This window comes from Pseudooceanicola aestuariicola (assembly GCF_045763785.1).
Taxonomy (GTDB): Bacteria; Pseudomonadota; Alphaproteobacteria; order Rhodobacterales; family Rhodobacteraceae; genus Pseudooceanicola.
In genome coordinates this window covers 22901-36758 of record NZ_JBJGSF010000012.1, presented here as the reverse complement: position 1 = coordinate 36758, position 13858 = coordinate 22901, and the positions used below count along the sequence as shown (strand labels likewise).

The window sequence follows — 13858 nt, the reverse complement described above, 5'->3', positions numbered from 1 at the left end:
TGGTGCCCCCACACGGCACCCTTATGTCATTGCTTTAAAACATAAATAATCGCTTTATGGGGGATTTTTGCGTGATTACTGCGGTTTACCGCTTAAAATGGCTGCGATCGTCACAATCTTACCATTCGCGCATTCCGCAGAAAAGCGATGTTCCATCGCCAGCGCGGCCAGGTCGTTGACCGTGACCACCTTGCGATCGCTGATCGGGCACGGCGTCAGGGTTTCAGCCGGGATGTCTGGCCGCAGGTAAACTTGTTCGGGGTCAGCGCACGCGGTTAATGCGATCAGCAAGGGCGGGATCCAAAGGCGCATCGTTGATTGTCCTGTAAATGGTTTCAATTTCTGCCTGCACAGCTGCTGCCGCCTCACGCGCACGCGCAGCCCGCGCCGCCTCGACCTCACGCGCAAGGCGCGACTGCGCGATCTGTTCCTGCAGGGCGGCATTGGACCGCCTAGCCTTGGCCAGATCATCCTGCACTGCGGTCAAATCAGCCCGCGCAGCCGCCAGGTCACCGCGCAACCAAAAGGCCCACCCCAGGGCAGCGACTAAAACCGCCGCGACAACGGGCCAGATCAACCGCCCGATCACGTCGCCTGATCCAGCGCGGTCAGGCATAGCTGCCGTTCTGACAGCCGCCGGTTCGTCAGGCCCCGAATGACGCGCCCCCCGGCCCGGTTCCAGCGTGGCAACTCATTGCAGGCACCGACCACATCACCTGCATTCGCCTTACGCACCAGCGTTGACCGACACGCGGCCCCCGTGCCCACGTTGTATGACCAGCTGATGAACGCGACCTGCACCCCCGTCGGCAGCTTCGGCAGCGATGGCAGACAGGTCTGCAGTCGGTCGCGGAACTCTGCCACCCGATCGGCCAGCATCGCGTCACATTCAGCCTGCGTGTATCGATCCCCGGCGCGGACGTTTTGGGTTTCCCCGGCGCAGACCGTCCAGACGCCGACGACATCCTGATAGGCATTCAGCCGCGTGCCTTCCCATGGTTCGATAAACCCGACAGCAGCGGCGACGATCGCCGCCGCGCCAACACCTGCCGCTGCCCTCTTTCGGATCGCGCCAGACGTATCGCGCAGGAAATCGGACAGATCGGCCTGGTCCAGCAAGCGGCCCACCCCGATCAAAAGCGCGCACAGCGCGGTCAACACCTGATACCAGCCCGCCGACATTTCGGTTTCAAACTGCGGCAACACGTAGGCCACGATATTGACCAGCATCAAGGCGTAGACGCCCCACATGCTCCAGGCTTTCAGCGCGATGTCGCGCCAGTTTTCGATCAGTTTCATTTGGGATCCTTTCAATAAAAAACCCGGCGCGATGGCCGGGCGAATGTGCAGTAAAGGGTAGCGATGCGTATGGATGACTAGGGATAAAACCGCGTAACGACCATCCAAGGAACGCCGGGGCACTTGTGACGCACGGTCCAAACAGACGTAGCCCGCAACCGCGCGACACTCGCCCCGATCAACCACGGCCCAAAAGCGTTTGGACCGCCAGACCTGATCTTGGCACCGTCCAGAAACTGCATCGGCACGTCGACATCGCGCGTGTCACCAACCAGTTTGATATTGATCTTGCGAAAACTGCATTCAGGCCGGATCAGGTCAAAGGATCCCGATACGATCGTTTCGGTTTCGGACTTCCAGACCATCTGCAGATCAACGCTTTCAACCACCGGAGTCCGCTGACCAGCCCGCACGCCTAATCGTTCATAAATCCCTGGCTGAAACCAGCTACCCAAAGAAACCAGTAGGACAACCCAAGACACCAATTCAAACCGCCGCGCAAAGTTCTTCATTTTTCCGCCCCCAGAATTGTGTTGATCAGGGTCAGCGCATCATCGCGAAACGCAACAACGGCGCTGACGAACATGGCCACCGCCACGATCGCGGCCCGCCATTCTCGAAAAATCAGCTGTTTTGCCCGGCGCATTTTATAATCGGCAAGGATGTCATCGCTGTATTCGGCCAAACCGCGCAGCGCGGCGACTTCATCGCGATCAAACCACTGACCGTCTGTGTTTTCCGGGATGTGCTGAACACGCTCGAAAATGTCCCGCAACAGCCGATCGTTGTCGTCGTCGGTCATACTGCCTCGCTTTGTCTGGGATTGCGGCCTGTCCCGGCCTGTTTTCGCGCCGATTATCCGGCGTCGAAACATTGCCGCGCCTGTCAGCGTGGCAGCGTAAGCCCTACCGGGCTAGATGATCGACACCGTGGTAACACTTGGCGCGGCGATCTTATCGGCCAGTGCTTGCGTTACCTTGGCCTCTTGCTCATCGACAAATCCGGGCGCTATGGCCTCGGCCCAGCCCAAAATGGTCTGATGGCGGGTATCGGCGTCCATGTCCTGCAGATCGGAAAGGTCGATATAGCTGTCGTGATCGGTCGGGGCCGGGATGTGCTGTTCACCGTAGATGCGAACGTGATCGTTGCCATCGTCAGCGACGACATCCCAATGCACCGATGTAACGACATTCGAAAACGTCAGGTCTTGGGTTTCGCCATCGGCCCCGCCCTCGACGGGAACCGATACGATCATTTCGGCCTGCACGTCAGCGCGTAGGCTCCAAGTGATTTGCACACTCATGCCGCACCGCCTTTCAGGGTTGCGATTTCTGCCTGCGCCGCCTGTAGCGCCTGCGTCTGCTGTTCGATCTGGCGCTGCATCAGGGACGCCTGCACGTTGAGGTTCCCGATTTGCGCACAAGCCTCGCTGTACATGCTTTGCAACTGCTGGATCACCTGATCCTTTTGCTGATCAGTAGCGGCCTGTTGATCCGCACGTTCACGCTTCACCAGATCATCCACTCCGGGTTTAATTTCCATAGTCTTTCCTTTCGCTAAGCGGCTTGTGTTTCCAGCGCGGCCACACGGCGGCGCAGGGATTGCAGTTCCGCCACCATCGTGGCGATTACTTCGGGGGTTCCGGCGTCGATGCTGGACCAGCGGCCCTGATCATCTTTCTGTGCCGAAAGCGGGAACACTTGGGCGAATTCATCAGCGATGAAACCAAGCGTGTTTTTCTGGCCGTTGATCCAGTCGAAGGTTGACGGTTTCAGCGCGTCGATCATCGCACCGCTGTTGCGGTCGAACGGAACGATGTTCTCTTTCAGATGACGACCAGATGACGTGTTGTAGGTGGTGGCCGACCCATTCGTGCTGATCGTCCCGACAGCACCGTTCGGGTTATAAAAGACGACCTGATTGACTGATGTGGTGACATCTACAGACTTCAACAGGTCATTTGTCCGAACGGCGAAACCTTTGACAGACGCACCCGGAGTGGTCGTGCAACCGACCAAAAGGCTACCGCTGGCGTCAATCCGCGCCCGCTCTACGTTATTGGTGTTAAGAGTTATCGGGCCATTGGCGACGTTGCTGAGAACAAGTGTTGACCCTGTATGGTACAGATACCCCTTCGTGGACCCTCCGACAGTCATACCTAAGAAGACTTCGGAACTCCCGTTAATTGTAATGTTGCCACGCCCGCTGGCCGTGCTGGGTGCCGTTGTTCCACCGACGATGAGGTTTCCGTTGCTGTCTAGGCGCATTTTCTCTGAGTTATTGATCGAGAATAAATGCTGAGCCGCTATATTGTTGACAGACAGGTACTGCGAAACAGAGCGGTCATAGTGCTGAATAAGGTTGGTAGCGCCGCTGTAGCCGGGGCCAAACTCGATACCCCTACCTCCCCCATTCGTAACGGTGAGAGGGTATGGTGTCGCGGTTGTACCGATTGAGACGTTGCCGTTAGCCGCCATCCGCATTCGTTCAGTTCCAACAGCCTGAAAGGTCATAACCCCCGTGTCCGCAAAAAAGTTAATGCGGGAATAGGTGTTCCATGATCCAATTGCGGCATATGAACCGTTACCCTGCGCGAAGAAACCGTAAGTTTGGCCACTCGTTCCGGCGATCCTCAATTGGTTCACCCCGGTACTCACCAAGTGCAAAAGTGCGTCGGGGGATCCTGTACCAATACCAGTTTTACCGTCAGCGGTGATCCGCATCCTTTCTGCGCTGTTGGTCAAAACGCGAATGCCCGCACTTACAGCACCTTGCAAGTAGAGGTCGCGAGTACCTGTCGAATTGCCGCCAACACGCCACTGTAAATCACCTGCGCTGTCTTTCAGTTCCATGTAACCAGTGGACGCCGCGCCCGATCCGTCACTGTCGGTCAGGGTTATTACAGGTGATGCGCTGCTTAGATGCAAAAGCGTAGAAGGTAACGACGTTCCTATGCCAAGACCCGTCGAAGTAAGACGGGCCTTCTCAGCGCCAGAAGCGAAAAAGATAAGTTGATTAGCTTCCCACTTGAAAGCCCCACTACCGCCGACCCCAAGATACCCGCCTGTGCCCGAGGGAGTGTTAACCCAAGCCCCACCAGCATAGGAGCCGTACGAAATATCAGTGACACCAGCATTGCCGGTTTCAGTGATCACCAGCCGTTTGCTTGAAAACGTCTTGCTGGCATCGATCCCGAACCGCTGCACGCCCCCAAGCGTCACCGCGAAGTTGTCATTCGCCGGGAACCCGAAATAGCTGTCCGCGTCGTCCTTGTGCGCGATCGTTTCCGCGATGATCGGGTTTCCGCCGCGCAACTCGGCTAGGTAGTTGCTCAGATCGCGTTCCAGCGCGGCGCGGTATTGCGTGGTGCGGAACGCGGCATAGGTCTGTCCCGTGGCGGTCGTGCCCGCAAAGGGCTTTGCCAGCGTCAGCGCCGTGGCGCTTTCAATCGACGCGATTTCATAGACCACGCCCAGATGCACGAAACCGTCGCCGGGGTTCAACTCACCCGTCAAAAAATTGGTGCCTGTGCCGCTGACAGCCGCGCTGCCGTTGGTCAGATCGACCGTGCCGTCATTGTGCCAAGCCATCAGCCGATTTCCTCATCATAGCGAACGTCGATCACAGCGCGGGGCCGACCGTCGACGCGCTCAGTCTTTACGCCGACAGTGACATCATCGGTCGTGATCGTATCGCCACGCTGCGCCGCCCAAAGCGCGACCGCTTCACGCAGATCGGCATCATCAAGGGCGACGGTCTTGGTAGATTTAGGCATTGGATTTCCCTTTCAGGTGAGGTCAGACAGCACGGCGTCGAACCGCGCTTGGATGTCGATTTTTTCGGGGTTGGCTGCGGCTTCGATTTCAGCCGCGACCTGTTTTTCGGCAGCGAAACAGGCTTGGACGTGGGCGACGACAGCGCGGGCCATCGTGCGCAACTGCGTCACCGACAGATCAGCGAAACCGTCACCGCGCTTGAACGGCACCGCGCCAGACGCAAGCCCCATGTCGTGCGCCATGATGATACTGGTCAGCTGCGCCTGACTTTCGCGCGTGGTCGCGACCCGCGCCCCGCCCGACAGGGTGATGCCAGCGGTTTCCGCGCCCCACCGGATACGGCCCAGATCGGCCAGCATCGCGCGGCGTTTTTCGGCGTCGGATCGGGGATCCTGCCATTCGCGGGCCTGTTCGTTCCAGCGGTGATGATCGGACGGTTGGTCAGGGATTTTGTGCGGTTCAAAGTTCTGCAGATAATGCCCAAGCCAATTGCCGGATTGCCACGTTTCCCCGGCGCGCACATTCTGTTCCAGCTGATCGCGCGGGCCTTGATAGGTCCGGTTCGCAGTGCCGTGTTCCGAAAAAATGGTCCACATCATGCCACCGCCATCACTGTCATTGTCGCGTCGGTCACATAGGCCGTGTCGGTCGGCGAACCGACCGCCGCCGTGCTATCCATGAAAACGATGATCCGATAGTTGCCCGCAGGGTATGCCCCGCCCCAAGCAAGCGTGCGGTCCTGCAATTTCAACCGCGTCGATCGGCTTGAATAAGGGTAGCCATCGGCGCTGGTGTCGAGATTCAACACGTAGACCGAAAAATAGGAACTGTAATCGCACAGATCATCCTCGGCCCCGCTCAAGAACATGGACGCCTGAAACAGCACCGTGATCGTCGCATCGCGTGGCAGCGTAATGTCGACCTCTAAAATGTCAGCCCCGGAACTCGGCATGTAGACATTGGTGGCCGACGACACCGTAATCGGCACGACCACGGCATTGCCGTCAAGAACCAGACCAGGTGCCTCAATAACTCCATCTGCGCCAAACTGCCATTGTGTCGGATCACCTGTTCCCCAGTTATCCGACTGCAGGACGCCCCCGAAAATAGTCAGATTGCTGAGGATCTTGAAAACGTCAGTGTCAAGAATGACCTCAGACGCCGCCGTACCATCAGACAGCTTGATCGCGGTCAGCGTGATGTTCGACGTGGCCCCGTCGACGTAGGCCCCGACCGTGTATTCAGCAAAGGCCCCCTCGAAATTCGCAAAGGCCGTGGCGTTGGCTGTGACATCTGCCGATAGACTGCCGACCGTCGCATTCAGGTTTGTGTAATCGGTGACGACAGCCGTTATGTCGCCCTCGTTCTGCGTCACCCGCGCATCCAGCGCGCTTGTCGCCGTGGCCTGCCCCGCGATGTCCGCCTCTGCATCCGACAAACCGGCCTGCAACGCGGTGATATCCGACGCTTGCGACGTGATCGATCCCTCTGCCGATAGCAACCGCGTATCAAGACCGGAAATGGCCGACGCATTGGTCGTCACGCCAAGTTCTGCCGCGTTCAAATCAGCGGTCAGGCTGCTGATGTCCGCAGAATGCACGGTGATCGTGCCTTCCGCCGCCGTGACGCGCGTACCAAGCGATCCGATGGCCGTGGCATTGGCCGCAACGTCAGCCTCGGCATCGGCCAAATCAGATGTCAGCGCCACGATCTGCGCGGCCTGCACCGTCGTTTCTGCTTCCGTGTTGGTCACGCGGGTTTCCAGCCCCGACAGCGCCGTTGCCTGCGCCTGCAGGTCGGTTTCCAAATCGGACAGGTCAGCCAGCAGCTGCGCGATCAGCGCGGCCTGCGCCTCATCCTCTGTTGCCAGCGCCTCTGCCGTTTGGGTCAGCTGAGCCGACAGCGCGCCGCGCGCCGTGTATTCATTCAGGATGGCCGTCTGTTGGCCGTCCTGCATCCGCTCCATGGCGTCCGTCAGCCACCGGATGCGCTGCCGCAGAAGGTTGACCAGTTCTTTTTCGTCAACGATCTGCGCCGCCAGATCGCGCACATGGTCAAAGACAGCAGGATCCAGATCAGCCACGCCTGGCCGGATGTCAAAGGTGCGCAGCTGCACCCAATCCGACCATTGCCAGCGCGGCGTCAGGCTGGATTTCAGCAGCATCCGCACCTGCACCAGCAAATCGGGCGACATGGATGGCAGCAGCCATTGGAACGGCGCGACATACTCGAACCTTGCATCGGTCGTGACGGTTTCCCCGTCAACGCGCCATTGCACGATCACATCGCTGATCCCCGGTTCGTCGCCGTCGCAATAGACCTTGATCGTCGTGCCGATTTCCGCGCCCAGTTCGTCATACAGAACCGCAGGCACCGCCCCGAAATTCGGCACCGCCTGCAATGGCGCGACAGGCACGACCGGCGCGGGAAAACTGACCGGCGTTTCGAACTCTGGCGACCAATCCGAATCTGACGGGTCAACTTCTTCTAGCCCCAGCATCACGTTCAGATTGGCGGCGTGGTCGGCCCGCGACACAATGAACAGCTTGTTGACGTATCCGTTTTTCGCCGATGTCCAGCTGATCGCATCAACGATCGGTTCGACCGTGCGCGCCATCGGCGGCAGGTTGATCTGGTGCTTGGCTGGACGCCTGAAGTCTTCCATCTGCGCGCGCATCGCGCGCTGCACGCGCGTCACCGATGAAAGCAGGGGATAAGATTGTGATGTTGGATTGTCACCGACACCGGCATCAAGCCCGCTGTTGCTGATGTATTCCGGCGCATCTTTTGTGGCGAACCCTTCGGCGGGTTCTGGATAGGTTCCCTGCAGGGCGTTGAACGATTGCCCGATCGACGGGAACGGGTCCAACTCGGATTCCTCGGACACGATCACATCATCGTCGGTGATCGACAGCACGCTGCCCACGGGCACGCCCAACATCGGCTTCAACATCCCGCCGACCTCGGCAAACCGCATGGTCGCGCAATTGCCAATTTCTTCCAACAGGGTCAGGGCATCGCCTGCAATGTCGATTTCGCCGCCACCGTGCCAGGCTTTTTCGGTGCCGCCTGCCGCCAGGGTCCGATCCTCATCGGCCGCATTCATCGCGGCGATCCATTCATCAATCGGCAGACGCCAGGCGGGCAGATTGCGCCCCCCATGCACCCATTCGCCAAAGGCCCCGTCACCGTGCCAGTAAATGCCGCGCGCCTCGTTATAGGCGCACACCGCCAGATTGCGGTCACCCGTGCCGGTCCAGGTCTTCGGGTCATCCCACCGTTCGGCACCGTCGCCGCCGTTGGTGGAATCGTTGCGCGGATCATACAGGCGGATCGGGCCGGGCTTATATTTCTGCGTGGGGAACTGGCGCGGGTTATCAGCCCGCCACCAATAGGCGATGATATACGCCTTGCCTGTGCCGATCATCTTGTCGGTCCAAGGCTGTTCAGGATCATTCCCGAACAAGGCGATCAGATTGGCGTCGGCTTCGGTCTGCGTGCCATCGTAATACTTAATCCAGAACCGCGGCGATCCGTTGACATCAAAATCGCTGACGACCTTGCCGCGTTCAGGATTGGCGCCATCGACCAGCGTGGCCAGAACGCCATCGCAATACACCGCCTCCAACGGCCCCTGCGGCAGCACCGACAGTTCGATCACGTCGACGATCAGGTTGTTACCGCTGCCGGTGTAATTGCGGTATTTCAACCGGCCTGCGGTGACACCATCGCCCATGACAAAGGTGCCCGATCGGTCGTCGCCGTATTCGATCACGGCTTCGGTTTTCACCGCGTTTCGCTGTGCCCGCTTTTCCGCGATTTTTCGGGCGATGGCCTTGATGCCCAATCCAAGACCGATCCGCAGCAGCGCAGCCCCAACCGTGCCCGACCCAAGGAATCCGACAACCGCACTGACCGCAGCGGCGACAACGCCCGCGTCGGCAGGCCCGGCGCTGACGATCAGCACTAGGGTAAAAACGATAATGTTCAGCATGATCAGACCTTGAACGCCCGCGTCATCAGCGATCGCGGCACCACCGCGCGGCCTTCCTCGGCCATGACATGCAGCACCGACCCGCCGACCAGCCCAAGGGCGAATCCAAATCCGTCATCTGACGGAATGGCGGCGATGTCGCCCGCCTGCGCGCGTGATGGATGGATTTCTGGCAGATGCGCCGCGACAGCATCAGCCAGCGTGGCATGGCCTTCATTCCGCATGACGCGCACAGCGCCCCGCGCGGTCGTATAGCGCCCGCGCAGTTGCGCCACGGGATCCACATCCGTCATGGCCTCAACCCCGCGACCGACCAGATGCAACAAACAATCGCTGCCCGTCCAATTCATCGGCAGGCGATCGACCGTCGACAGATGCGCGGCCAGGCGCGCGTTCCAATCGCTTCGGCGGGTCAGGATCATGACAGCAGAACCTTTCGGCTTTCGGCCAGTGTGGCGTATTTGCAAAAATCATCATCCGACCGACGCCGACGCTGATGTTCATGCGATGACTTGGCCGGGTTCGATCGGCCCAGCTGCCACATCATTTCCGACCGGATGGTCAGCGCGATCTGGCCCCTGCCACCGATCGCGGGCGTTTTGATCGGGGCCTTATCCAAGACACCAACCCATTCCAGCTGCGGCGGGCCGGGAAACGCGCCCTTGTTCATGACAGCGGTGTAAATCTCGCAATAGGCCCGCTGTGCATCATGCTGCCTGACGATTTCTTGCGGCTCCGGTTCCGACTGCGACAGGCTGACCGAAACGCTTTGACTGGTCAGCGTGCCCACATAGCTGATGCTGCCGACGATCAGCCCGCGATTGCCAAGATATGTGCGGGTGACCTCGACACCATCGGGCCGGGTCACCGTTACCGGCACATCCTCTTGCCCGGTCCAAAAGGCATAGGGCACCACGTCGCCGGTCTGGCGATCGCGCGGCTCGATGTAGAAAAAATGCGCAACGCCGCCGCCCTGTTCAGGCACATCCTGCAGCGCCTGCAGATACGATGCCGGAAAAATTCTCAAAACTTCTGCCTCAGCTGCAGGGACGCCCCGCGCCCGTTGCCATCCATGTCGCCCTTGTGCGGCTGATGACCGACGACAGCCATTTTACAGACAGGACGCGCCAGTTCGACCGACTGCCCTGCCTGCACACCGTAAGCGATCCAAGGCGTCACCGGCATCAGCGGCGTAACGCCCGCCCCGTCTGCCACGGCATCAAATGCCAGTTCGCCGTAAAACACCCGATTGACCCCATGCTCCACCGACAGGCGCACGCCGCCCGTGATGGCCTGACCCGCTGGCAGACCAGCCAACGACAGACTGCCCCGATCGGATGCGATCGCAGCCACGGTGACGGGGCCGGGCACATCCAAAATCGGCTGCAGCGGGTCACTGATCAGCGCCGTGCCATTCGTGCCCAGATACCGCACGCGCGCGTCGATCATCGCCGCCACATCGCGCGACACATCGGCCAGGCTGATGCCTGCAACCCACAAGGGCGGGGCCTGTTCAGCGCCCCAGATGTCACCCGATCCGGCGGTCGACATTTCCTCATTTCGGGCCAGGTCGAACGTCACCGATGTGCTGCGCAACAGGTCATCCAAAAAGGTCACGGGCTGCATCAACGATCCCTCGGATTTTCAACGATTTCCAGAACGCGATCGGGCAGCGCCGCGTTGATTTCTGCCGCGCCCTGGCGCATGACGACACCCGCTTCATTCCGGGCGATGTCGACAAACACGCCCTTGTCGGCCCGCACGACCAGTTCGATGACACCGCCGGGCTGATTTGCACCGCCGGCCATCTGCTGCCCCGGTTTCGTGATCGACACGGTTTCATCGGGGCTGGCTTTGAAGGCGACCAGCTGACTGTCGATCCCACCTGCGCCGCCCACCTGGAACGATCCGCCATCAGCAAACCCCAGCAAACCGCCCAGGATACCCGTCAGCAGCCCACCACCGACCGGCCCCATGCTTTTCTGGAAAAACCCGCCAAGGCTGGACATGCCCGACCGCATCAGATTGCTGCCCCAGGTCGACATCAGCTGTGAAACCGTGCCGCGCAAGGTGCGCGTGCCCTTGGCCAGACCGACCAGCCAACCGCCCATGCGCTCAAAAACGCCGCCCGATGTCTCGCCCAGATCCTTGACCGATTGCGTCACACCCTCGACACCCGACGACCCCGCCGCCATCTGCGCCGAAATGCCAACCGATGCCTGTCGCATCTGTTCTGTCGCCTTGCCCGTGCTGCCCTGAATGCCCAGGGCCAGACCGTCCATCAGGAACTGGCCCAGGCGCATGAACACGCGCGACGGTGAATTGATTTCAGATTCGTCTTCAAAGCCACGCGCTGCCGCGCGGGCGGCGTTCCGCCCCGCTGACGTGGCTTTCGGAATACTCCCCTTAATGCCTTCAACAATGCCGCCGACCAGATCTTTGCCCGATTGCACGACGCGCCCCGGCCAGCTGGTTACCTCGGCCTTGATAGCCTCCCAAATCTTTGCAAGCGCATCAGTTACGACACCGACACCAGACGAAATCGCGCTTCCAATTTTCTCAGGGATCTCAAGGGCCTTGTCATAAACATCAGCCAACCATTGTGCAATCGCTTCACGGTTCCGCCAGATCACCCAACTTAACCCGGCGATTGCGGCGACAACGGCCCCGACCGGCGATGTCAGCGCAACAAACAGCCCGGCCAATGGCTTCAACGCCAGCACCAGCCCGCCAAGCGCCAACGCCGCAGGGCCAACGGCGGCTGCGATCAAACCAGCCTTGACGATCAATTCCTGCATTTCGGGGGAAAGGTTGCCGAACGCCTCGACAATCGACGCGGCACGATTTGCCAGGTCGATCAGCACGGGCATGGCCGTTTCGGCCAGCTGCGCAAAGGACTGACCCAGGGGCAGCAGCGCGGCCTGCAGCCGTGTTTTCATCACATCCGCGACCAGCCCGAATTCGCCGCGCGCCTCACGGGCTTTCGCGATCGTGCCCTCATCCAGGGCCAGCCCCAGTTCGCGCGCGCGCTTGGCGGTTTCTTCGATCGCCGCACCGTTGTTGATCAAGGCGGGCAGCAGCGCCGTGGCATCGCTGGCCAGGGCTTCCAGATAAAACGTCATTTCAGATTGGCTGACGTTGGCATCCTGCAGGGCTTTCACGTATTTCAGCAGCGCCTGGTCAGACGACAGCCCCTTGAAGGCTTCGGCGGTCAATCCGACTTTGGGCGCGATATTGTCAAAGAAATCGGCCATCGGGCCTGCGCCGTTCTGGAAATAGTCACCCATCTTGTCGTTCACATCCTTCAGAATGTCCGACAATTGGTCACTGTCGACGCCCAGCCCTTTGACAGCCAGCGACATTTCCTTGAACCGCTGCACGCCAACGCCCGCGACCTTGGCCTGATTGTCCAGATCAGCCATCGCTGCAGACGCGCTGCGTGCCCCCGCGACCAATGCGGTTAACGGTGCCGTGACGCCGACCGACATGGCCTTGCCGAAACTCGACATGCCCCGCCCCACGCGGTCGAAGGTTTTGCGCATCCCGGCGGCGCGCTTTTCGGCATCCGTCGCGCCTTTGTTGAACTGCGCGGAATCCATTCCCAGGACCACGCGCAATGCGCCGACCACGGCTTTCATGCTCATTTTCGGATTACCTTTCCACCCAAGGCGGCGTTCAGCTGCATCAGGCTAGACATGATTTCACGCCCCGTTTTCGGGCGTTTCGGTCCAGCCGATCGCGGCGGAAATGCCTCACGATATGACGGATATTTTGTCGGGTTGTGATAGGCGCGCAGAACCAAACGGCCCACGTTCCAGGCTTGCGCGTCCAGCAGATCAGACTCCCGCTGCAGGCGCTTCACAGCAGCATCAATGCACAGCTTGATATATCGCGGCGTAGCGTGCCAGAACCGCGCCTCATCAAGCCCCGCCGCGATCCAGCTGGACAAAAGCGACGGCCAGTTTAGGCCGTCGCTGTCGGAGGGTTTGCCCCGCCCTCCGACCCCGGCTGATCCTGACCCGTATCGTCAGGGGCCTGCGGCAGCGCCAAGGTCACGGCATCCTGAATAAGCGTCATCGCCTTTTCAAAGCCGCCCACCTCTTTCATGATGCGCCCGGCATCACGCTGACTAAGGCCCTCGTGATGCTCTTGCAGCCCGGCCCAGAACAACAGACGCACATCCTTAAACCGCACATCCTCGGCCTGCGCCTGCGCGTCCAGATCGGTCAGAAACTGCATCGTGCTTTTGCCCGTTGCATCCTCCAATTCACAGAACCCATTGGCCGAAAATTCGATGATGTAGGTCTGCCCGCCAGCCTCGACGGCCTTCTGCCCTTTGGTTGCGTTGGCCATGGGTTATGCCGTGGCCAGGGCCATGGTCGGCTGACCTGTCGGCGCAAAGGTCACCGTCATGACCTGTTTGTCGGCAGTCGGCGTGCCCGCCTCGATCCCGATCACATGCGCGGCAAAGGTGAACGTCGACGTGTCCGCATCTACGACCTGATAATTTTTCGGATCATCCGACGCGAAATCCGCGAAAACGTCCGCCGCATTCTGCGACGTGGAATCGTAATGGATCTCCAAGCTGAATTCCTCCAGCTGACGCAGGCCCTTGATGAACTCGCGGTATTTGCCCGGCGATTTGGAATGCGTGGCGTCGATCTTGTCAGCGGTAAACTTCGGCAGCACCACATCGACCACCTCGCCAACCGTGGCAAACGCCTCGGCCTCTTGACCGTCACCACGCTTGAAATCGGCGTTAACGCCGATCTTTGCTTCATCCGTCATT

General features: G+C 60.0%; 18 protein-coding genes. All 18 read right to left on the bottom strand.

Annotated features, from left to right (window positions below):
* Positions 1-75: 75 nt before the first annotated feature.
* The gene (lysC, locus tag ACI3GR_RS19515) at positions 76-291 is read right to left on the bottom strand and encodes an Rz1-like lysis system protein LysC (RefSeq protein WP_407496875.1); all 216 of its coding nucleotides are present in this window, start codon (positions 289-291) and stop codon (positions 76-78) included.
* Positions 263-616, bottom strand: coding sequence for a hypothetical protein (locus ACI3GR_RS19510; protein ID WP_407496873.1), 354 nt, complete (start codon positions 614-616; stop codon positions 263-265). Before ACI3GR_RS19510 ends, lysC begins: the two co-directional genes overlap by 29 nt.
* Positions 586-1299 (bottom strand): lysozyme, encoded by a 714-nt coding sequence (locus ACI3GR_RS19505; RefSeq protein ID WP_407496871.1) that lies wholly within the window; start codon positions 1297-1299, stop codon positions 586-588. The genes ACI3GR_RS19510 and ACI3GR_RS19505 overlap by 31 nt, the downstream gene beginning before the upstream one ends.
* A 77-nt stretch (positions 1300-1376) precedes the next feature.
* On the bottom strand, positions 1377-1688 hold the full coding sequence (locus tag ACI3GR_RS19500; RefSeq protein WP_407496869.1) for a hypothetical protein: 312 nt from the start codon (positions 1686-1688) through the stop codon (positions 1377-1379).
* Positions 1689-1807: 119 nt separating this feature from the next.
* Complete coding sequence (locus tag ACI3GR_RS19495; RefSeq protein WP_407496867.1) at positions 1808-2101, bottom strand: hypothetical protein; 294 nt, start codon at positions 2099-2101, stop codon at positions 1808-1810.
* Between the two features lie 111 nt (positions 2102-2212).
* Positions 2213-2602: a DUF7936 family protein gene (locus tag ACI3GR_RS19490; RefSeq protein WP_407496866.1), complete on the bottom strand. Its 390-nt coding sequence runs from the start codon at positions 2600-2602 to the stop codon at positions 2213-2215.
* On the bottom strand, positions 2599-2841 hold the full coding sequence (locus tag ACI3GR_RS19485; protein ID WP_407496864.1) for a hypothetical protein: 243 nt from the start codon (positions 2839-2841) through the stop codon (positions 2599-2601). Before ACI3GR_RS19485 ends, ACI3GR_RS19490 begins: the two co-directional genes overlap by 4 nt.
* 14 nt (positions 2842-2855) lie before the next feature.
* The gene (locus ACI3GR_RS19480; RefSeq protein ID WP_407496862.1) at positions 2856-4889 is read right to left on the bottom strand and encodes a tail fiber domain-containing protein; all 2034 of its coding nucleotides are present in this window, start codon (positions 4887-4889) and stop codon (positions 2856-2858) included.
* A complete protein-coding gene (locus tag ACI3GR_RS19475) occupies positions 4889-5074 on the bottom strand; it encodes a hypothetical protein (RefSeq protein WP_407496860.1) in 186 nt (61 codons plus the stop codon). Before ACI3GR_RS19475 ends, ACI3GR_RS19480 begins: the two co-directional genes overlap by 1 nt.
* Positions 5075-5086: 12 nt before the next feature.
* Positions 5087-5674: a DUF4376 domain-containing protein gene (locus ACI3GR_RS19470; RefSeq protein ID WP_407496859.1), complete on the bottom strand. Its 588-nt coding sequence runs from the start codon at positions 5672-5674 to the stop codon at positions 5087-5089.
* Complete coding sequence (locus ACI3GR_RS19465) at positions 5671-9069, bottom strand: hypothetical protein (protein ID WP_407496857.1); 3399 nt, start codon at positions 9067-9069, stop codon at positions 5671-5673. Before ACI3GR_RS19465 ends, ACI3GR_RS19470 begins: the two co-directional genes overlap by 4 nt.
* Before the next feature lie 2 nt (positions 9070-9071).
* Positions 9072-9491, bottom strand: a complete 420-nt coding sequence (locus ACI3GR_RS19460; RefSeq protein ID WP_407496855.1) for a DUF6950 family protein — start codon at positions 9489-9491, stop codon at positions 9072-9074.
* Positions 9488-10096, bottom strand: a complete 609-nt coding sequence (locus ACI3GR_RS19455; RefSeq protein WP_407496854.1) for a hypothetical protein — start codon at positions 10094-10096, stop codon at positions 9488-9490. The genes ACI3GR_RS19460 and ACI3GR_RS19455 overlap by 4 nt, the downstream gene beginning before the upstream one ends.
* Positions 10093-10695, bottom strand: a complete 603-nt coding sequence (locus ACI3GR_RS19450; protein ID WP_407496853.1) for a hypothetical protein — start codon at positions 10693-10695, stop codon at positions 10093-10095. The genes ACI3GR_RS19455 and ACI3GR_RS19450 overlap by 4 nt, the downstream gene beginning before the upstream one ends.
* Positions 10695-12713 carry a phage tail tape measure protein gene (locus ACI3GR_RS19445; protein ID WP_407496852.1) on the bottom strand — a complete coding sequence of 673 codons (2019 nt, stop codon included), beginning with the start codon at positions 12711-12713 and terminating at the stop codon, positions 10695-10697. The genes ACI3GR_RS19450 and ACI3GR_RS19445 overlap by 1 nt, the downstream gene beginning before the upstream one ends.
* Positions 12710-13018, bottom strand: coding sequence for a hypothetical protein (locus ACI3GR_RS19440; RefSeq protein ID WP_407496851.1), 309 nt, complete (start codon positions 13016-13018; stop codon positions 12710-12712). The genes ACI3GR_RS19445 and ACI3GR_RS19440 overlap by 4 nt, the downstream gene beginning before the upstream one ends.
* Positions 13019-13032: 14 nt before the next feature.
* Positions 13033-13422, bottom strand: coding sequence for a hypothetical protein (locus ACI3GR_RS19435; RefSeq protein ID WP_407496849.1), 390 nt, complete (start codon positions 13420-13422; stop codon positions 13033-13035).
* Positions 13423-13425: 3 nt separating this feature from the next.
* Complete coding sequence (locus ACI3GR_RS19430) at positions 13426-13857, bottom strand: phage tail tube protein (RefSeq protein WP_407496847.1); 432 nt, start codon at positions 13855-13857, stop codon at positions 13426-13428.
* Position 13858 lies beyond the last annotated feature (1 nt).